The following is an 18,853-nucleotide window of genomic DNA, read 5'->3' on the forward strand; positions in this document are numbered from 1 at the left end:
TTTGAAGGAAAGACCTCTCGGCGACATGGAGCTGATGGCAGCTGCCACGGCCAGCCGGAGGTCTTTTCCGCGTCCCGGCCCTAAAGCGCGGGGCCGAGCCCCGCTTCGGATTGCAGCCGCAGCATGGAGTTGCCCAGATGCATGCGCATGGCCGCGGCCGCCATGTGCGGGTCGCCGGAGGCAATGGCATCACGCACGGCGCGGTGCTCTGCGGCCACCGAACCCAGCCGGTCGGCGGTGATCGTGTCGGCCGAATCCAGCCGGCCGCGCGGCATCGCGATCATGGAGGGACCGAAATTCTCCACAGCCTGGCCGAAGTAGGGATTGCCGGTAGCCCTGGCCACGGCCAGGTGGAACTCGAAATCGCAGCTCATGCTCACCGCCGCATTGCCCGCTGCGGCCTCGAAGCCCCGCAGGGCCTGGTCCATTGCGGACAAATCCTGCGCGGTGCGGGAGCGGGCCGCGACGGCGGCGGCCTCGGTCTCGAAACCCACCCGGTACTCGATCAACTGGCGGCGTTCCTCGACGGTACGCGGAACCAGTGCTTGAGCGGCAGGCTCGGCGGGCGGTGGAGGAGTCAAAGCGAAGCTGCCCGCGCCGCGCCGCGTGTAGACCAGCCCTTCGGCCTGCAGCCGGGTAATGGCCTCGCGGACCACGGTGCGCGATACCCCGTGCTCGGCGATCAGCTCGTTCTCGCTGGGCAGCTTCTGTCCCGGAGGAATGGCCCCGCCGCTGATCTGCGCGCGCAGGTGCCCGACCAAGGCCGATGCCAGATTGGGTTTGGCGTTGTGCATGCTTAAAGGATAAGCGCCGGAACTGCCTGGCAGGCGGTTCCGGCGCGAAGGTCCAGTCATGGGGACTCAGGCGGTGCCGAATTGCGCGGTTTCGGTGGTCCACGCGCGGGCCTGGTCGCTCAGGGTGAAGCCGAGCCCTGGCCTGTTCGGAACGATCATCCGGCCGTCCTTGGTTTCCAAGTGCTCATTGAACAGCGGGTCGAGCCAGTCGAAGTGCTCCACCCAAGGCTCGCGTGGGTACGCTGCTGCCAGATGCAAGTGGATTTCCATTGCGAAGTGCGGTGCCAGATCCAGCCCAGCCTGGTCAGCGAAAGTTGCCAGTCTCTGGAACTGGGTGATGCCACCGACCCGGGGAGCGTCAGGCTGGATGATGTCGCAGGCGCGTGCGGCAATCAGGCGTTCGTGCTCGGATACCGAAGCAAGCATCTCTCCTGTGGCTATTGGCGTATCCAGGGCAGCGGTCAGGGCCGCATGGCCTTCAGCATCGTAGGCATCCAGCGGTTCTTCGATCCAGACGAGGTTGAACTCCTCGAGCCTGCGCCCCATGCGCAATGCGGTAGCGCGGTCCCATTGCTGGTTGGCGTCGACCATGAGCGGGAAATCCGGGCCAATATGCTCGCGCACTGCGGCAACGCGGCGCAGGTCTTCGGCGCTGTCCGGCAGGCCGACCTTGATCTTGATGCCGCCGATCCCTTCCTCGATGGACTGGGTAGCCCGATCCTTGACCTCCTCGATGCTGGCGTTCAAGAAGCCGCCGGAAGTATTGTAGGTGCGCACCGAATCGCGGTGGGAGCCGAGGAACTTGGCTAGCGGAAGCCCCGCGCGCTTGGCTTTCATGTCGTAGAGCGCGATATCAAGTGCGGCCAGCGCCTGGGTCGCCACACCAGAGCGGCCCACCGAAGCGCCGGCCCAAAGGAGCTTGGTGTACAACTTGGCGATGTCACTTGGATCTTCGCCAATCATCGCTTGTGCGACTTCCTTGGCATGGGCGTACTGTGCGGGACCGCCGGCCCGCTTGGAGTAGGAGAACCCGAAACCCTCATGGCCCTGTTCCGTGGTGATCTCCGCGAAGAGGAAGACCACCTCGGTCATTGGCTTCTGGCGGCCGGTGAAAACTTTCGCATCGGAGATCGGTGTGGCCAGCGGCAACCGGGCCGTTGAAAGCTTGACGTGGCGGATGGCGTCGGGGGTATAGGTCATGGCGGGAATCTCCTGTTGGGATCACTGTGGGGGTAAGCTCATTTAATTACTTATCTTATAAGTAAGGAACTTATTACACAAGTGATTTTTCGAGTGTTTTCTTCGGTGGCCTGCTGCCCCTTTCTTCTCTGTGGTCGAATGCGCCCGGAGCTGCCGCTCGGGTGCTTGAAACCACGGCAGGTTCCCGTCTGGACGGCGGGGCTCCAGGCAATCGCGGGCTGTCCGCAATGCTTGAAGCGGCTATTGCCTTGCCGGATCATTTACCCTTCGCAAGGCGCAGTGGTCAAGACCAGATGCTTGAGGGCATGGTTTTCAAGAACGACTGGATCCGGAGTGAAACCGAGCCCGGCTTCCGTTGGCAGACGGATCGTACCCTCGTTAGTGAGCTTCCCCTGATGCGGCGCATGCCAAGGGTGGAGCTGGGTTTCCCAACCGAGGAAGGGGATTTCCAATTCCGGACGGAGTGACCCGTTGGCAAGCTGGACTTCCTGGTCTGCGGCGATCAGCTGCGCGGTGGCCAGGAGGGCCGGACCGTAGTAGAAGCAGTGTGGCACCACATGGACATTAAGCCGTTGACCCGCCTCGCGAATTTTGAGCATGGCGCTGAGTCCGCCAATCTTTCCGACGCTAGGCTGGGCAAACTGCAGGGCGCCGAGTTCCATATCCGAGGTCAGCCCCTGGACCCCTGAATGGTTTTCTCCACCGGAGACGTTGCCGAAACGAGCATTGAGGGCGGCTAGTGATTGCGAATCATCTGGCGGGAAGATCGGTTCTTCGATCCACAGCAGCTCCAGGTCCGCCATGGCAGCAATCGACGACCCGGCTTCGGCTGGATGATGCCACTTGCAATTGACATCGACCATCAGCGGGTGGGAGCCCACGGCCTGCCGTGCGGCCTTGATGGCTGGAATCGAGGACTCATGGATTTTGAACGCCTTGAATCCGTGTTCCAAAGCCCTGGAAAGATGAAAAGCAACCTCCTGCGGATCCTCGGCATAGTGGACCAAAGACGCGTAGGCATTGATTTCATGGCGGGCATCGATATTGATGAATTCCCGCAGCGTCTGTCCTGCACGACGTGCCGCTATATCCCAAAGAGCGATGTCCACTGCGGATAGTGCGAAGTGAATGGGTCCGGTGCGCCCGAAGGCGTGGAATGCATATTCGGCCGAGGCAATGCTCCCGTCGAGGGCCGATGAACGCCCCAAGAAAAAGGGGGCCACGATCTGTTCAAGGGCAGTCCATGTCGCGGGATTGGATTTGTGGCCGAAGGCTTCGCCCCAGCCGGTGAATCCATCCGCGGTTTGCACCTTCACCATTAATGATTCCATCTGGGTCAACGTGCGTGATGATGCATTGAAAGCATCGATTGATTCCGCATTGGAATCTTCCTGGCTTCGCCGCGCGGCATCAAAAGGCAGTGATATCCGATAGAGCTCTATTGACACGATAGTGTCCCTTAAACCGTCTTTGGCCTGCGACATTTTACTGATCTCCTATTTTCATATGGACGCATCCAGCGACTGTTCGCACCGTGTGATGGCGTCCAGCGGTGGCTCCGAGGCGATTCCCCAAACCTATCTCGCCAGTGTGGTTGACCTCACGTTGGTGTTTAGTTTAGCGTTGAGGAATAGAGATTGGAAAGCGCATTCCTGAAGTCGATTTCGAATCATCTTCATCAAGCGCTTCTAGCAAGGAGTCACTCATGTCGGTCCCGATTCGTAAGGGCTGCCTTCGCGTTTCGTCGAAAGGAGGTAGTGGTCAATGAGCGCCATTGCCGAACTGCAGAACCTCAGCAAGAACAATGGCCGCAAAGTCCCTCCCAAGGACAACAAGGCAGCGCATATCTTCCTCATTCCGTGGACGATCGGGTTATTCCTTATCACCCTGGGGCCCATGGCCATGTCGCTGTATCTTGCGTTTACGGACTACAACCTTTTGCAGGCTCCGTCCTTTTCAGGGTTTGAGAACATTGAACGGATGCTCGACGACCAGCGGCTGCATAATTCATTGCGGGTCACGTTCACCTACGTTTTGATCGGTGTTCCGTTGCAGCTGGCAGTGGCCCTCGCCGTAGCAATCTTGCTTGACCGGGGAATGCGCGGGCTCTCTTTTTACCGCTCAATTTTCTACCTGCCTTCCATGCTGGGTTCCTCAGTTGCAATCGCAGTGCTGTGGAAGCAGATTTTCGGTACCACCGGCCTGGTGAATCAGCTCTTGGAATTGGTCGGTATCCAAGGCATTGGATGGATCTCCGATCCAAACACGTCACTTGGAAGCCTGATCTTGCTCAACGTGTGGACCTTCGGCTCACCGATGGTGATCTTCCTTGCGGGTCTGCGTCAAGTTCCCATGATGTATTACGAAGCAGCCTCCATTGATGGGGCGAGCAAATGGCGGCAGTTCCTGAGTATCACGTTGCCGATGATTAGCCCCATTATTTTCTTCAACCTGGTCCTGCAGATCATTGGGGCCTTCCAGAACTTCACTCAAGCTTTCATCGTGTCCAATGGATCGGGCGGTCCTGCCGATTCCACCATGTTCTTCACGCTCTACCTGTACCAGCAAGGATTCAAACAGTTCGATATGGGTTATGCCTCAGCCATGGCATGGCTCCTGGTGCTCATAGTTGGTGCATTTACCGCTGTGAACTTCTTCGTTTCTAAGTATTGGGTGTTTTACGATGACTAATCAAACTTCACTTCCAGATTCGCAAGTACGCGGTGGGTCACCGCAAGAACTCGTGCTTGATGAAGAAGAACTTCTCGGAAAAAAGCCGCCGGTTGGCGGTACTGATGAACGAGGCAAGACCGTTAAAGATAAGAGCCCGAAGTTCAAGGTTTCAATGCGCTCATTGATCAAGCACGCGCTGCTGATCCTGGGTGCCGGAGTCATGATCTATCCATTGCTGTGGATGGTAGCTAGCTCCTTCCGCCCGAACGACCTGATCTTCCGTGAGGCCGGTTTGGTTATTTCCCAGGTGGACTGGAATAACTACCCCAGCGGTTGGAACGCGCTGTCTGAACCTTTCAGCAAGTACTTGATGAACTCTGCGATTTTGGTTTTGGGATGCATCCTTGGCAACTTGGTGTCCTGCTCCATGGCGGCATACGCATTTGCCAGGCTTGACTTCAAGTTCAAGAAGATTATGTTCGCGCTGATGCTGATGACCATCATGCTGCCGATCCACGTGATTATCGTTCCGCAGTACATCATGTTTTCTCAGATCGGCTGGGTCAATACCTTCTGGCCAATCATCGTTCCGAAACTGCTTGCCACGGATGGGTTCTTCATCTTCCTGATGATCCAATTCATCCGAGGAATCCCTAAGGATATGGATGAAGCAGCCCGAATCGATGGCGCCGGCCATCCACGGATCTTCCTGCAGATCATCCTGCCGCTTATGGTTCCAGCCTTGGCAACTACGGCAATCTTCACGTTCATCTGGACCTGGAGCGACTTCTTTACCTCACTGATCTACCTCACCAACCCGAGTAATTACACCGTGCAAGTTGCGCTCAACGCATTCATAGACTCCACCGGAGAATCCAACTGGGGCGCACTGTTCGCAATGTCGATCGTCACGTTGGTCCCTGTATTCCTTGCCTTCCTCTTCGGGCAGAAATACCTGGTCAAGGGCATCGCAACTACTGGGATCAAATAGCAGGAATATGCCACTGGCCTAGGACAACAGCGCTAGGCCAGTGGCCTCGACCGATACCAGCCACAAGCGCCAGAAACTTATCGTAGGAGAAACCGCATGGGAAGCTCATCACGCACCAGCTACGTACTGATCGGCACAGGGAACCGATGCGAAATGTACCTGACTGCTATCTTCGGTGAACATAGCGACGTCGCTGAACTTGTCGCATTGGCAGATACCAACCAGGGGCGAATCGAGTACTACCAAGACGTAGTTGAACAGACCTTCGGCGAGAAGGTCGGGTCCTTTGACCCGCAAGACTTGGCCAAAGTCATTCGAGAACGCCACATTGACCGGGTAATCATCACGAGCCCGGACTACACGCATGCTGAGCTGATCTGCACCGCTCTGTATGCCGGCGCCGACGTGATAGTTGAGAAACCACTTACAATTGATGCGCCGAGCACCGCTCGTATAGCTCGGGCGGTGGAAGAAAGCGGCCATCAAATCGTGGTCACGTTTAACTACCGTTATTCTCCTCGGAATACAGCCCTGAAGAAGGCCATCGACGATGGGAAAATCGGCCAAGTCACATCCGTGGACTTCAACTGGATGCTGGATACCGTTCACGGAGCAGACTACTTTCGCCGATGGCATCGACTCAAGGAAAACTCTGGCGGCTTGCTAATCCATAAGTCCAGCCATCATTTCGATCTGGTCAATTGGTGGCTCGACGATTCACCGCAGAAGGTCTTTGCAACAGGAGGGCTGAAGTTCTACGGGCCCGACAACGCAGAGTTCAGGGGCCGCCAAGCCAACGAACGCGGTACCCACGGGCTAAGCGATAAGGATCCGTTTGATTTGGATCTTCGCAGCGATGAGCGGTTGGAAAAGCTCTATCTAGAGAACGAACACTTTGATGGGTACCGCCGAGACCAGGGAGTCTTCAATGGCGAGATCACCATCGAAGACAATTTGAGCCTGACTGCTGAGTATCAAAACGGACCGGTGCTTTCATATTCCCTGAACGCGCACAGCCCATGGGAAGGATACCGGGTTGCGGTGAACGGGACGGAAGGACGCCTGGAACTGGACGTTGTCGAACGGGCAGCAGTACTGCCCGCGGCCGGCGGGCATCCGGTGGATCCTTCATATAGCAATGATGGCCAGAGCGGCAATGCCAGGTCGAAAGGCGAGAGATTGCTTTTGCAGCGGCATTGGGAAGAAGCAGTGGAGATCCAGATCGAAAACTCGAATGGATCGCATGGTGGCGGCGACAAGCTCCTGCTCGAAGAGCTCTTCCGCGGAGCCAACGAGGATGGATATGCGCGGCAAGCCGGATTCATCGACGGTGTGCGCGCCATTGCTGTCGGGATTTGCGGAAATCAATCGCTGGAAACCAGGCAGCTCGTGGACGTCGGGAGTGCTGGCCTGGGCGTGGACATTTCGTTTCAACCGAAGGTCAAGGTGTAAACAGAGCCATGGGTGAAAAAGTCGTCATCACCGGGGGAGCAGGGCGTTTAGGCCGTGCCGTGCTCGCGGGGTTCTCCCACGCAGGGCATGAAGTGATCTCTCTTGACAGGCAGATTCCGGAAGAACCTCTCGATGGCGTGGAGTATCACTGCATCGATCTGATGGATGCGAAGGCTACGCATGCGCTATTCGAGCAGCTTGCTCCGCAAGCGGTGGTGTCCCTCGCGGCAATGGCTGTTCCTTTCATGGCCCCGGAAGAGGTGCTTCTGCACACGAACGCGACCATTGCCCATAACGTCACCTCGGCGGCAGTGGAGGCCGGTGCTACCAGGGTCGTGCTGGCCTCCAGCCCATCAATAATGGGCTATGGTTCTCCGGGCGGATGGGTGCCGGAGAAGCTGCCTCTTGATGAAAACGAAGTTCCCAAGCCATGGCATGCTTATGGGCTTTCCAAATTCGTAGCCGAGCAGATTGCCGCCATGTTCGCAGCGAAAATGGGACCGGCAAGTTCGGTGAAGTTCGCTTCCTTCAGGCCCTGCTATGTGATCGCAGAGGAAGAGTGGGCCGGCGCTCCAACGCAGCAGGGACACACTGTTGCTGAGCGCCTACAAGATCCTCGCTTGTCAGCGCCTGCGCTATTCAATTACGTTGATGCGCGGGACGTGGCAGATTTCCTGCTGGTACTGCTTGAACGGTTTGACCGCGTAGAGAATGGCTCGGTGTTCTTCGTTGGTGCAAAGGATGCCATGGCAACGCGTCCGCTCGCAGAGCTGATCCCAGAGATTTATCCGGAGCTCGAGGACGTCGCAGCGGGACTCACCACGGATAGCCCTGCCTTCAGTATCCAGAAAGCGCGAGATGTCCTTGGCTGGGAACCGAAACGCAGCTGGCGCTCGGAATTGAAGGCCACCGTATAAAGGGCATCGGTACATAAAATTATTGGCTGGGAAACCTCAAAAGGATTTCCCAGCCAATAATTGTTTAGGGTGCGCTTAGCGTTGAAGTACTGCTGGCCGTGGCAAACCGTTAACCAGGTTTGAGGGCCAGAGCGGATCGAAGGTGAGAACCTCAAAATCCCCGGACTCGGTCAGCAGCATGGTGTCCTCAACTTTGAACGCCAGACCATCGCGTGCTGCACTGGGATTGAACGCAAAAGCCTGGTTCAACTGGAAGAGATCAGTTGCTCCTGGGGTGAGCCGGGGATCTCGTCCGTTGTAGCCGGCAATGCCGCCTTGATGATGCAACGACCATTCCCCGGCATCGAAACCATGCTCCGGGTAGGATCCCTGGATGACGGCCAATAATTCACCGAGAACGCCGCCAGGGCGAATTGCCGCAAGGATATCTGCCTCGACAGCCAGGATGTCGTCTTCTCCAGAGAGTTCCTGAGGCGTCGGCGCACCGAATCGCACCCACCTGGTGATGTTGGCAATGAGCCCCTGACGTCTTACGCACAGCACTGCCATGGCTTTGCCTCCGAGCGGGGCCGCGGTTGGCAGGGGGTGCCGGGCTGCGGCACGTGAATCGCCGCTGACCAAGGCAACGAGCACTTCGCCTCCTTGGGCGATGGCTCCAGCTGTCAGCTTGGCTGCCACATCAAACTCGGAATCATCGCTACGGGCGGCCGACAGCACTTGGGTCATGAGCGCAGCCGTGTCGCGGCAAAGAGCGCGATACCTATTAATCTCAGTTTCATTGAGTGCTGAGCGAAGGGCTCGCAAATCGGACTCGATTTCCCGCTCGCTGAGGATCTTTTGTCCGCTCGCCGCTGGAAACCATTCTCGGACATTGTCGAGATCCTGGTACCAGGCGGTGACATGCACCGAAACTTGTTCCACGTTGCCGAGCTCTTCTCGCTGGATCCGTGCAGCTTCACTCACGGACGTTGCAAGCTCGCACCCCTGGGCATGAACCAGAACCCTGGCAATGGGTGGTGCCGCAAGAGATACGTGCGTGCGGGCACCGCCCAAGAGCCAGGCAAGCGAAGCGGGGGTTGAGAGAAGCAGATACTGCCCATCGCGGCTTCTGATGAGCTCGACCAGTTGGGCATGCTTCTTTGCGTATTCATGAGTGGCGGTGGTGGGCACAATCAGCCTTCCTTGGAACCTGAACCGTATTTTCGGGCTAGCAGGGCCACGGTCTGCACCGGGACCCTCCCATCAACCACGAGTACTCGTACCTGGCGGGTTATCGCTTCCTGAGGGTCCAGCACAACCGGTGTAGACCAGGCCAGCGAACTGCCGACACCCGGATATCCAGAACTGCGAACAAACCATGGGTCATCATGCTCACTGCAGAAAATGATGGTGGCATCCCCGTGGCCTTCAGCAAGATCAGCCAAAGCCACCGAGTCCGAAGAGAACGTAGCACTGAAGGCGAGCCACGGACTGTGCACACCGTGGACTTGCGATTCCCCGGAAGCCGATGGGGTAAAAATCTGTGGATCAGCGATTGGCGGCAGACGCCAGAAAAAACCTCCGTAGCCGCCGTTGTGACGGCCATTGGTACCCGGAGAGTCAAGCGACACCTGGCGTTCGCGCGCCGAGAGCCTGAAACTGAAATCCAGGCTCCAGCCGGTGATGGCGCTTTCATGGTCCTCAAATGCATTGAGCTCAATCGAACGGTGCTCATCGAGCAGGATTTCCTGTTCGTGGCTGACCCATTCAAGCTGCGAATCCAAAGCGCTGCCATTGCGGGTGAACGCATTGGACGCTGTGCGGATATGTCCATGGTCCGCACGCCATATGTAGCGTGACGCGTCACGGGTGTAGGTGCGCCCACCCCAGAAATTGGTCCCGTTCACATCTTGCAATGCAACCCCGACACCTAGATGCCAGGTGTGGTCAAGCGGTTGCTGCTCACTGACCACAACTCCGTTGAAGGTCTTCAGATTATCCAAGAAAGGACGCGGTGAATTGGTGCGGGAAATATCTTCTCCCGTCCGCAACTCCGCAAGGGTGCGCTGCTTCCCCGTTGCGGGATTGATCAGCGACAACGAGCCACTGGTTTTCGCTGGCAAGGCCCAAGGCGCTCCGAGCGAAGAGAAACTGGACTGCGCCGCCACCGCTCGGTCGATGAATCGTTCGATGTTCGGTATCACTGGGTGGAAATCTGCTCCATCCCCGGCAGGGATAACCTGCTCTTCTGCGATCTGAGTTGGAGCATCCGAGGTCCGTATCTGCTCGAGGACGCGCATGAAAGCACCGGCCGACGCCAAAGAGCTCAAGAGTTCAGTTTCGCTGCCGTTGCGCACCTCGACGAGGTTCTCGAGAAGGTTGACTCGTCCGAAAACTTCAGAAGATTCTGGAAGTCCCAAGTCCGGGTTGGGTCGAACTAGCAGCTCATCACGGGTGTAGTACAACGTTGCGGTGCCCTCGGTGCCATAGATGGTGATCCATGGATCCTGCTGTTCACTGGCGCAAACGGTCAGCGCGGCAATGACGGGGATTCCGGTGCTCGTTTGCACGCGCACCACGGAGGTATCGTCTGCTTCGATGCTGTGCGCGTGATACAGCTCGGTGGCAAGATGGGCGACGTCCTGGGCTTTGCGCGCTCCGGCGATGTGCAAGGCGCTGGCGACCGCGTGGGCCAGGGGATTGGTCACTACACCGTCGGCAATCTCGACGCCGTCGAGTTTTCGATGTCCTGCCCAAGGCGAACGTGCATAGTAGCCCGTGGTGCGGAGCCAATTTCCACTGGCACCCACCGCACGAAGGGCCCCGATGGGAGAGTTCTTCGCGTTATCGGCGAAGAACCCATCTATGGTTTTCAAGGCTGTCGAGCCAAGGGCCTGGAACCCTACCTGCACGTGGGCGCCAGCATCGGCCGCGGCTTGCAGCAGGCGTGAATACTGATCCAGGGTCGCTGTCGGCGGTTTTTCGAGGTAGAGATCTGCACCTGTACGCAAGGCCTTCATCGCCAGGTCGGCATGCGTACTGATCGGCGTTGAAATAATGATGATGTCCGGGGTTAATCCGGAGCTGAGGAAAGCATCAAAGTCGGCGAACACGTGCGTGTCCTTGCCGCGAATCTCTTTCCCGGGATCGACCGGATCGATGCCGGCAAGGAACGTGATTTTCTCCTCGGCTGCGAGTCGATGGATATTTGCCAAATGCTGGCGTCCGAATCCGTTCAGACCAATCAGCACCACCGCAGGAGCAGTTGGCGCTGCCAGGGCACTAGTCGTTGCAGATCCCGCTGCGGTGGCTTGCTGATTCATCGTGTTCCTTCAGAGATATTCGAATTCAGATCAGTTTAATGCGCTGGCCGGCTGAACGCCCGCAGCTTGCTCAAGATGGGGCAGTACGAGAGTTTCGTAGCGCTGGGACATGGTTGCCAAGGTCAGCGCGGAATCCTGCTGGTTGATCTCGTCATTGAAGATCTCGACTTCAACTGGACCTCGGTATCCAGCCTGTGACACCCATCGGGAAATCGCCGAGAAATCGATATGGCCGTCGCCCATCATGCCTCTGGATTGCAGCGCATTGCTGGCAATTGGCAGATTGAAATCACAGATCTGGTAGCTGGCCAGGCGATGCTCAAGGCCCGCCCGCTGGATCTGCTGCTGCAACTGCGGATCCCAGAACACATGAAAGGTGTCAACAACAACGCCCACGGCCTTGGTCGGATAAGGACTAGCCAAGTCCAGGGCCTGTCCGAGCGTGGAAAGCACCGCTCGGTCGGCGGCATACATTGGATGCAACGGTTCTAGCACCAGCCGAACGCCGTGTTCCAAGGCGATGGGAACCAGTTCTTCCAAGCCGCGCGCGACGCGATCGCGAGCCGCGACAATGTTCTTGTCTGCTGGATCCCCGGTGCCGCCCAGAATATGCGCGGCCGACGGCAAGCCGCCCACGACCATGATCAATTCATTGGCGCCGATGACGGCAGCTTCCTCGATGGCCTGCCGGTTCGATGCCAGCGCGGCAGCTTGGGCTTCGGCCGAAGGTGCAGTGAGAAAGCCGCCACGGCACAAGGTGCTGGCTTTGAGCCCTGCCCCAGCGATGATCTGGGCTGCTGGCCCAGCGCCACCGGCCTCGGCAAGCAAATGCCGCCACGGACCAATATGGCTCAGGCCCGCCTGCGCTGCAGCTTCGGCGGCTTCGTGGAGGCTGAGATTCGGGGTAGTGCCGGTATTAAGCGATAGTTCGAATGTCATGACACACCTGTCAGGGACGAAGTTGTAGTTTTGATTCCAGAAATTGCCAGGAGCTGTTCCATTCGCTCAGCAGCCAGATCAGGGTTTTGCAACAGGCCAGCGCCATCAGCGAGAACGAATGTGCGCACCAAATGCGGCAGGGAACGTCCGGCGTGCAGCCCGCCGATCATCTGGAAACCGCTTTGGTGCCCATTGAGCCACGAAAGGAAGGCAATCCCGGTCTTGTAGTAGAACGTTGGGGCGCTGAAAATATGCAATCCCAGCTCTCTGGTGGAGTCCAGGATCTTCCGGCCGCGTTCTGCGTCGCCTGCATCGAAAGCCTGCAAGGCCGTTGACGCAGCGGGATAGATGGCGGCGAAAATTCCCAGCAACGCATCGGAATGCAGTTGCCCGTCACCGTGAATCAGCTCGGGATAGTTGAAATCGTCGCCAGTGTAGAGGCGCACTCCAGCTGGCAATGCGGCACGAAGCTGTTTCTCATGCTCGGCATTGAGCAAAGAGACTTTGACGCCGTCGATTTTCGACGCGTGCTGCTCCAGAATGGACTGGAAAACCCCGGTGGCTTCTGCCAAATCCTGTGTTCCCCAGTAGCCGCTCAACTGTGGATCGAACATGTCGCCAAGCCAATGCAGGATCACTGGCTGTTTGGCAGCATCGAGCAAAGTCGCATACACGTCCAGATAATCCTGCGAGGTGCGCGCAGCCTTGACCAGGGCCCGGGAGCACATCAAGATCGCCTTCGAACCTGAATCTTCAACAAGCCGCAGCATCTCCAAATAAGCGTTGGTGACTTCAGCCAGCTGGCCCGGCTGGACAGTGTCTGCCGACAGCTGGTCCGTGCCGACACCGCAGGCGAGAATATCCCTGACGGTGAGCCCGGCCAAGGCCGGGTAGCTGTTCTTCTGGAGAACCCCGGCCGCTTCGATCGCCGATCGCCTGATCAACTCGCAGGTAGCCGCGTAGTCCAGCCCCATGCCTCGCTGCGCCGTATCCATCGCATCGGCGACACCCAGACCGTAGGACCATAGCTCGTGCCGGTAGGCCAGCGTCGCATCCCAATCGATGCTTGCCGGTGCGCCAGGCGTATTGTCTGCTCCCATGAGGGGGATGACATGGGCTGCGGCATAGGCTTTGCGCGAGGAAAGCGGGGCAGACGGCCGCTGGAATTCTCCGGGGCCTTTCAACCGATAGGAAAAGTTCTGCCCGTTTTCGTCAATGAGTGTCAATTCGGGCAAGGATGCGTAGCTCATAGCGTGATCTCCGGGATATCGAGGGTGCGTCGTTCGGCGGCTGACTGCAATCCCAAAGCCGCCAGCTGGACACCGCGAGCTGCCGAAAGCAAGCCATACTGGTGTTCGCGTCCCGCTGCGACGTCGGCCAAGAAATCTTCCCACTGCAGCTTGAAGCCGTTATCCAGGTCGGCATTGGCGGGAACTTCCATCCACTGGTCGCGGAACGACTCAGTGACTGGCAAATCGGGGTTCCAAACAGGCTTCGGAGTGTGGGCGCGTTGCTGGGCAACGCACTTGTTCAATCCCGCGACGGCGGAACCGTGGGTGCCGTCGATCTGGAATTCCACCAGCTCATCGCGGTAGACGCGCACTGCCCACGAGGAGTTGATCTGCGCAATTACTGCATCGCCGGAAGGAGTTTCGAGTTCGAAGATGCCGTAGGCCGCATCATCTGCGGTGGCTTCGTAGGCTTCGCCTCGTTCGTCCCAGCGGGTAGGGATGTGGGTTGCCGTGGTCGAGGTGACCGACTTGACCTTGCCGATGATTCCTTCAAGGACGTAGTTCCAGTGGCAGTACATGTCGGTGGTCATCGATCCGCCATCCGCAAGACGGTAGTTCCAGGAAGGCCGCTGCGCTTCCTGGATGTCTCCCTCGAATACCCAGTAGCCGAACTCGCCGCGCATTGAGAGAATGCGTCCGAAGAAGCCTTCGTCGACCAAGCGGCGTAACTTCACCAGGCCGGGCAAGTAGAGCTTGTCGTGCACGACGCCGGCGGTAATTCCCTTGGCCTGTGCCTGGCGGGCGAGATCAACGGCCTCTTCGAGGGTTTCAGCGGTCGGTTTTTCGGTGAAGATATGCTTGCCTGCCCCGATGGCTTTCGACAGCGTTTCGTAACGCAAGGAAGTCATGGACGCGTCGAAAATGATGTCGACACTCGGGTCATCAATCAGGGAGTCAAGATCGGTGCTGTAGTGCTCAACCTGGTGCTTCTGAGCAAGTTCGCGCAGCTTCGCTTCGTTACGTCCAACGAGGATCGGTTCAACGGTCAGCTTCGAACCGTCCCCGAGAATGATTCCTCCCTGGTCTCGGATAGGAAGGATTGAACGCAGCAAGTGCTGGCGGTATCCCATGCGGCCGGTGATGCCGTTCATGGCGATGCGTAGAACTTTTGTTTCTGTCACTGGGGTCTCCTCAAAACGGGGAATGCGTAAGGGAATAGAATGGGAATGCGCTTTCCACGATAGTGAGGTGTAATTGGAGTGTCAACCATCACGTTCGCGAAAGATAAGCTTGTGCCAAGTTGCAGAGAATGATAAGGATTTCAGATGGCTGTTCGACTAACTGATGTGGCTAATGAAGCCGGAGTTTCCCTGGCGACCGCTTCGCGAGTGCTCAATGGGTCAGCACGCAAGCCGGCTGTGGAAATCTCGGATAAAGTGCGTGCTGCGGCTGAAAAGCTCGGATACTTCCCCAATGCCCAAGCGCAAGCGCTTGCCAGATCCACCACGAAGCTGATCGGCTTGGTGGTCAGGGACATAGCCGACCCCTACTTCTCTACCATCGCCCGGGGAGTGCAGCGCTCTCTTGGTGATAGCGGTGTCCAGCTGCTTTTGGCCAGCACGGAGTACGATCCCGAGCGGGAAATCGAAGCCGTTCAGGCATTCATGTCGCAACGGACGGACGCTATCATCCTGTCGGGATCGCGCAGTTTGGGCGAGAATGGGCAGTTGCTGAAACTGATCGAGAATTATCAGGAAAACGGTGGCCAGGTCATGATTATCGGCCAGCCTATGACCGATATGGGCGGCATACAAATCGACAACGAAGCAACTGCCGAGCATCTGGCGGCCGAGCTGATCAGTGCCGGCCACCGCAGGTTTGTCGTATTGGCAGGGGAAGCGAATCTGCTGACATCGAGGGACCGTTCCAACGGGTTCCTGGAGAAGCTGAAGCGCAGTGGCCTGGATGCAGAGGAAGTTATCAGCGGTCCCTTCTCGCGCGAGGGGGCCTATGTTGCAATGAGCGACTACCTCAAGCAGCAGAAGTCGGCAGGCGGTGTCCATCGGGTGTGCGTGTTCTGCGTTTCGGATGTCATGGCCCTGGGTGCCATTCGGGCGATTCGCGAAAACCGCTTGCGTATTCCCGAAGATATCGCTGTGGTGGGATTCGATGACATCCCGACCCTTATCGACATTACGCCCACGGTCAGCACTGCTCGACTTCCTCTGGAAGAAATCGGAAAATGGGCTGGTGAGATGGCGCTGAACCACGGCGAACTGCGGAAGATTGTGGTTTCCGGTGTGCCGGTCCTGCGCGAGTCCACGCAGCTGGCTGACGGCCAGTAGTGATGTTCATTGGGAATCGTGCCATGCGAAAACTAACTGACTTGATCCCCGAAACCCCTTGACCAGTGACCGCAATCACACCTAGATTGTTTGGCAAGCGCTTTCCACAATGAAAAACCGGGTGTTGCTTGCAGGATGGCCTCGCATCACCACCCCACCCAAGGAAGATTTTCATGACTCAGCAGGTATGCACGAGAAAAACTGGACGGAAATTCGGTCTGCGGCTAAGCAAATCAGTTGCAGTTGTGGCGGTAGCCGCTCTGGCCCTCACTGGCTGTGGCGGTAGCAGCGCTGCCGACGGTGAGGACGGGAAGATCCAGCTTCGTTTCTCATGGTGGGGCTCGGATTCGCGGGCCCAGGCAACCAATGAAATTATTGAGGCTTTCGAAGCGGCCAACCCGGACATCGATGTCCAAGGCGAGTACTCCGACTGGAGCGGCTACTGGGACAAGCTCGCAACACAGGTTGCCTCCAACGATGCTCCGGACATTATCCAGATGGACGACAAGTACCTTCGCGAATACGCGGACCGCGGCGCATTGCTGGACCTCGAAGGCGTAGATGTTTCCAAGTTCGAAGACGTTGCCGTTCAAAACGGTACGACCGATGCCGGCCTTGTCGGCATTACCACCGGAATCAATTCCTTCACATTGACCGCCAATCCAAAAGTCTTAGCCGAAGCTGGCCTGGAAGTTCCAGATGACAAGACCTGGACGTGGGATGACTACCGGACGATCACCGAGACGGTGAGCCAGAAGCTCGACGGCAAATATGGAGCCGAAGCCCCGAACGAACCGGCCGGGTTGCAGACCTGGTTGCGTCAAGACAAGAAGAATCTGACGAGCTCGGATGGATCACTCGGATTCTCGCCTGACGATCTGGCCAAGTACTTCCAGCACCACAAGGACTTGATGGATAACGGTTCTTATCCAAAGGCCTCGGTCCTGGCGGAAAACCAGAATGCAGGTCCAGACCGTTCTATGACAGGCACGGGAGTGGCAGCCTTCGGCATGTGGTGGAGCAACCAGTTGGGAGGCCTTTCCACAGCGGTTGGTTCGGACTTGGTTCCGCTGCGACTGCCAAGCCACACCGGCAAGGCTGAGGACAATGGTCTTTGGCACAAGTCGTCAATGATGATGTCGGGGTATGCTCGCACCGAACACCCGGAAGAGGTCAAGAGATTTGTTGACTTCATGGTGAATTCGCAAGAAGCTGGCGCGCTGAACCAGATGGACCGCGGGTTACCTTCGAACACCGAAGTGCGGGAACAAGTCGTCTCAAAATTGGATTCAATCGAAGCTTCTTCTGCAGAATTCGTGACGAGCTTGAAACCCGAACTTCAGAGCACGGAACCAATCCCGCCAATGGGGTTCAGTGCGGTTCAGGATGTCCTCTACCGTTATGAAATGGAAGTGTTCTTCGAGCGCCAGAGCGTAAGCGACGCGGCGCAGAATGCCTTCAAGGAAATCGAAACTGCGGTAGCCCAATAGCTGAACGAGAATCAACCATCGTTCTTGCGGTCGTTGCAATCCCTGGATCCCGGGGATTGCAACGGCCTTTGCGCGTTCGAGGGAAAGTTCATTCTGCTCCTCCTTCAACTCTCTGCGCGGTGCAATCCTTGAATTCGCCACGGCGCGTGCCGTACAGGGCTGCGGTTTGAACCAGGGCTTCCAGATGCCTCATAACCTTGTTCGGTCGTGATCTGCGCCCAAGCAAGCCTCTCCAGCCATTTGCGTGCGACGAGTCGCGAGTGCACCAGCAACCGGGATGCGAGTCGCCAGCGGCCGTTGAACTTTCCAGGGCATGGCCTATCGGAAGGGCGCTGCCAATCAGCTGGAATCCCGCAGAGGTGGATTGCCATTGGGTTCCTGCTTTCTTCCATCCATTGCCAGAGGCAACCACACCGCGGTGCCCGCAGTTCTGGGCCGCGCAGCTGCTGGCTCGACCTTGCCGGTGATCGGTTTGCGGCACCTGGGGATTGCAGGTCGAACCCCGCCAGCTCTGCGGCCAATGCGGGGAGCACAAAGTATCCTGAAAACTAAGTGCAAGAGGAATGGAAAAATGGCATCTGGACTTTTGGCAGTAGACGGCGGGCAGACCGGAATCAAGCTGAGATTCGAGCAGGATGGCGAAACTGCAGAATTAGCGCTTCCCGGTGTGCAAACCCATGAACCCGTCCTGCCCCAACTGGCACGCGCCATTAACCAAGCTGCCGCTGGCGCCGGATGGGAGTGCAGCACCGTGAGCGTAGGCACCACAGGCCTGGTGAAAGCCGAACATGATGCACGGCAGCTCTACGACCTCATCGGATCCAGCGCCATTTCCCATATTGCGCTGGCCCACGACTCGGTGACCAGCTATCTCGGAGCGCTGGGAGAACGCCACGGCGCTGTCGTTGCAGCCGGTACCGGTGTCGTCACCTTGGCGGTAGGCCCCTGCTCGGTGGCCCGAGTTGATGGATGGGGCCACATCATGGGTGATGCCGGCAGCGGCTATTGGATTGGCCAGAAGGCAATGAACGCGGCCATGCGCGGCTTTGACGGCCGCGGGCCAGCTACCGCGCTGACCGGGGAACTCGCGAAGCGCTGGCCCGATCTCTCCGAAGCGTATATTGACTTGCAAGCGATGCCGGACAGGGTGGCCATCGTCGCCTCCTTTGCGCAGAGGGTTGCCCAGTTGGCCGCGACCGATGAAATGGCGGCGCGGATCTGCGCGCTCGCCGGTGCAGAACTGGCCAGCTCCGCAGCAACGGCATTGTGCCGCGCGGGGCTGGAACAACAGGCCGGAGCGATTCCGGTCGCAGCCATCGGGGGAGTGCTCGCCGGCGAATTCGCCAGAAGCAGCTTCGTGCGGGAGCTGCACCTGCTGGTCCCTGCCGCGCAAGTCCAGGATTCGCCGGGAAATGGGCTGGACGGAGCCCGTGCATTGGCCCTCCTGCCAGCGGACCACGCCTTGCAAGGCCTCGTATCGCGCTTTCGCGCCCAGCCATAAGACGTGGGCAGCGGTGA

Annotated in this window: 15 protein-coding genes; 7 read left to right on the forward strand and 8 right to left on the reverse strand. The window is 58.0% G+C overall.

Features of this window, described 5'->3' with window-relative positions:
* Positions 1–80 precede the first annotated feature (80 nt).
* The 3 genes from ACIP6G_RS08330 to ACIP6G_RS08340 form a co-directional block, all read right to left on the reverse strand.
* Positions 81–794 carry a FadR/GntR family transcriptional regulator gene (locus tag ACIP6G_RS08330; protein ID WP_105656288.1) on the reverse strand — a complete coding sequence of 238 codons (714 nt, stop codon included), beginning with the start codon at positions 792–794 and terminating at the stop codon, positions 81–83.
* A gap of 66 nt (positions 795–860) precedes the next feature.
* Positions 861–1,994, reverse strand: coding sequence for a mandelate racemase/muconate lactonizing enzyme family protein (locus ACIP6G_RS08335; protein WP_105656289.1), 1,134 nt, complete (start codon positions 1,992–1,994; stop codon positions 861–863).
* A 260-nt stretch (positions 1,995–2,254) separates the two neighbouring features.
* The gene (locus tag ACIP6G_RS08340; RefSeq protein ID WP_365943758.1) at positions 2,255–3,478 is read right to left on the reverse strand and encodes a mandelate racemase/muconate lactonizing enzyme family protein; all 1,224 of its coding nucleotides are present in this window, start codon (positions 3,476–3,478) and stop codon (positions 2,255–2,257) included.
* Positions 3,479–3,758: 280 nt separating this feature from the next.
* Here ACIP6G_RS08340 and ACIP6G_RS08345 point away from each other — a divergent pair, with 280 nt between their 5' ends.
* The 4 genes from ACIP6G_RS08345 to ACIP6G_RS08360 all read left to right on the forward strand — a co-directional run bounded on the left by ACIP6G_RS08345 (position 3,759) and on the right by ACIP6G_RS08360 (position 8,027).
* On the forward strand, positions 3,759–4,685 hold the full coding sequence (locus ACIP6G_RS08345; protein ID WP_105656291.1) for a carbohydrate ABC transporter permease: 927 nt from the start codon (positions 3,759–3,761) through the stop codon (positions 4,683–4,685).
* Positions 4,686–4,737: 52 nt separating this feature from the next.
* On the forward strand, positions 4,738–5,658 hold the full coding sequence (locus tag ACIP6G_RS08350) for a carbohydrate ABC transporter permease (RefSeq protein WP_400289488.1): 921 nt from the start codon (positions 4,738–4,740) through the stop codon (positions 5,656–5,658).
* A 96-nt stretch (positions 5,659–5,754) separates the two neighbouring features.
* Positions 5,755–7,110: a Gfo/Idh/MocA family oxidoreductase gene (locus ACIP6G_RS08355; RefSeq protein WP_365943756.1), complete on the forward strand. Its 1,356-nt coding sequence runs from the start codon at positions 5,755–5,757 to the stop codon at positions 7,108–7,110.
* A gap of 8 nt (positions 7,111–7,118) precedes the next feature.
* Entirely contained in the window at positions 7,119–8,027 is a 909-nt protein-coding gene (locus ACIP6G_RS08360) for an NAD(P)-dependent oxidoreductase (RefSeq protein ID WP_105656293.1), read from the forward strand.
* A gap of 75 nt (positions 8,028–8,102) precedes the next feature.
* On the opposite strand, the gene ACIP6G_RS08365 is transcribed toward ACIP6G_RS08360, so the two are convergent.
* Genes ACIP6G_RS08365 through ACIP6G_RS08385 form a run of 5 tightly spaced genes read right to left on the reverse strand, consistent with a single transcriptional unit; the run spans position 8,103 to position 14,651 of the window.
* Positions 8,103–9,197 (reverse strand): M24 family metallopeptidase, encoded by a 1,095-nt coding sequence (locus tag ACIP6G_RS08365; RefSeq protein ID WP_365943755.1) that lies wholly within the window; start codon positions 9,195–9,197, stop codon positions 8,103–8,105.
* Positions 9,198–9,199: 2 nt separating this feature from the next.
* Positions 9,200–11,329 carry a DUF6807 family protein gene (locus tag ACIP6G_RS08370; RefSeq protein ID WP_365943754.1) on the reverse strand — a complete coding sequence of 710 codons (2,130 nt, stop codon included), beginning with the start codon at positions 11,327–11,329 and terminating at the stop codon, positions 9,200–9,202.
* A gap of 30 nt (positions 11,330–11,359) precedes the next feature.
* The gene (locus ACIP6G_RS08375; RefSeq protein WP_105661980.1) at positions 11,360–12,268 is read right to left on the reverse strand and encodes a sugar phosphate isomerase/epimerase; all 909 of its coding nucleotides are present in this window, start codon (positions 12,266–12,268) and stop codon (positions 11,360–11,362) included.
* Complete coding sequence (locus ACIP6G_RS08380) at positions 12,265–13,503, reverse strand: dihydrodipicolinate synthase family protein (protein ID WP_400289622.1); 1,239 nt, start codon at positions 13,501–13,503, stop codon at positions 12,265–12,267. Before ACIP6G_RS08380 ends, ACIP6G_RS08375 begins: the two co-directional genes overlap by 4 nt.
* A gap of 11 nt (positions 13,504–13,514) precedes the next feature.
* Positions 13,515–14,651 (reverse strand): Gfo/Idh/MocA family oxidoreductase, encoded by a 1,137-nt coding sequence (locus ACIP6G_RS08385; RefSeq protein WP_365943759.1) that lies wholly within the window; start codon positions 14,649–14,651, stop codon positions 13,515–13,517.
* A 174-nt stretch (positions 14,652–14,825) separates the two neighbouring features.
* On the opposite strand from ACIP6G_RS08385, the gene ACIP6G_RS08390 reads away from it, so the two are divergent.
* The 3 genes from ACIP6G_RS08390 (at position 14,826) to ACIP6G_RS08400 (ending at position 18,836) form a co-directional block, all read left to right on the forward strand.
* Positions 14,826–15,845 carry a LacI family DNA-binding transcriptional regulator gene (locus ACIP6G_RS08390; RefSeq protein ID WP_359185465.1) on the forward strand — a complete coding sequence of 340 codons (1,020 nt, stop codon included), beginning with the start codon at positions 14,826–14,828 and terminating at the stop codon, positions 15,843–15,845.
* 173 nt (positions 15,846–16,018) lie between these two features.
* Positions 16,019–17,335: an ABC transporter substrate-binding protein gene (locus ACIP6G_RS08395; protein WP_105661977.1), complete on the forward strand. Its 1,317-nt coding sequence runs from the start codon at positions 16,019–16,021 to the stop codon at positions 17,333–17,335.
* Positions 17,336–17,906: 571 nt separating this feature from the next.
* On the forward strand, positions 17,907–18,836 hold the full coding sequence (locus ACIP6G_RS08400; RefSeq protein WP_365943753.1) for a BadF/BadG/BcrA/BcrD ATPase family protein: 930 nt from the start codon (positions 17,907–17,909) through the stop codon (positions 18,834–18,836).
* Positions 18,837–18,853: the final 17 nt, after the last annotated feature.

The organism is Glutamicibacter sp. NPDC088483 (assembly GCF_044753145.1).
Taxonomy (GTDB): domain Bacteria; phylum Actinomycetota; class Actinomycetes; order Actinomycetales; family Micrococcaceae; genus Glutamicibacter.

Coding starts and splice junctions, on each gene's coding strand:
- ACIP6G_RS08330 (WP_105656288.1), bottom strand. CDS start 794: ATGCACAACGCCAAACCCAATCTGGCATCGGCCTTGGTCGGGCACCTG.
- ACIP6G_RS08335 (WP_105656289.1), bottom strand. CDS start 1,994: ATGACCTATACCCCCGACGCCATCCGCCACGTCAAGCTTTCAACGGCC.
- ACIP6G_RS08340 (WP_365943758.1), bottom strand. CDS start 3,478: ATGTCGCAGGCCAAAGACGGTTTAAGGGACACTATCGTGTCAATAGAG.
- ACIP6G_RS08345 (WP_105656291.1), top strand. CDS start 3,759: ATGAGCGCCATTGCCGAACTGCAGAACCTCAGCAAGAACAATGGCCGC.
- ACIP6G_RS08355 (WP_365943756.1), top strand. CDS start 5,755: ATGGGAAGCTCATCACGCACCAGCTACGTACTGATCGGCACAGGGAAC.
- ACIP6G_RS08360 (WP_105656293.1), top strand. CDS start 7,119: ATGGGTGAAAAAGTCGTCATCACCGGGGGAGCAGGGCGTTTAGGCCGT.
- ACIP6G_RS08370 (WP_365943754.1), bottom strand. CDS start 11,329: ATGAATCAGCAAGCCACCGCAGCGGGATCTGCAACGACTAGTGCCCTG.
- ACIP6G_RS08375 (WP_105661980.1), bottom strand. CDS start 12,268: ATGACATTCGAACTATCGCTTAATACCGGCACTACCCCGAATCTCAGC.
- ACIP6G_RS08385 (WP_365943759.1), bottom strand. CDS start 14,651: ATGAACGGCATCACCGGCCGCATGGGATACCGCCAGCACTTGCTGCGT.
- ACIP6G_RS08390 (WP_359185465.1), top strand. CDS start 14,826: ATGGCTGTTCGACTAACTGATGTGGCTAATGAAGCCGGAGTTTCCCTG.
- ACIP6G_RS08395 (WP_105661977.1), top strand. CDS start 16,019: ATGACTCAGCAGGTATGCACGAGAAAAACTGGACGGAAATTCGGTCTG.
- ACIP6G_RS08400 (WP_365943753.1), top strand. CDS start 17,907: ATGGCATCTGGACTTTTGGCAGTAGACGGCGGGCAGACCGGAATCAAG.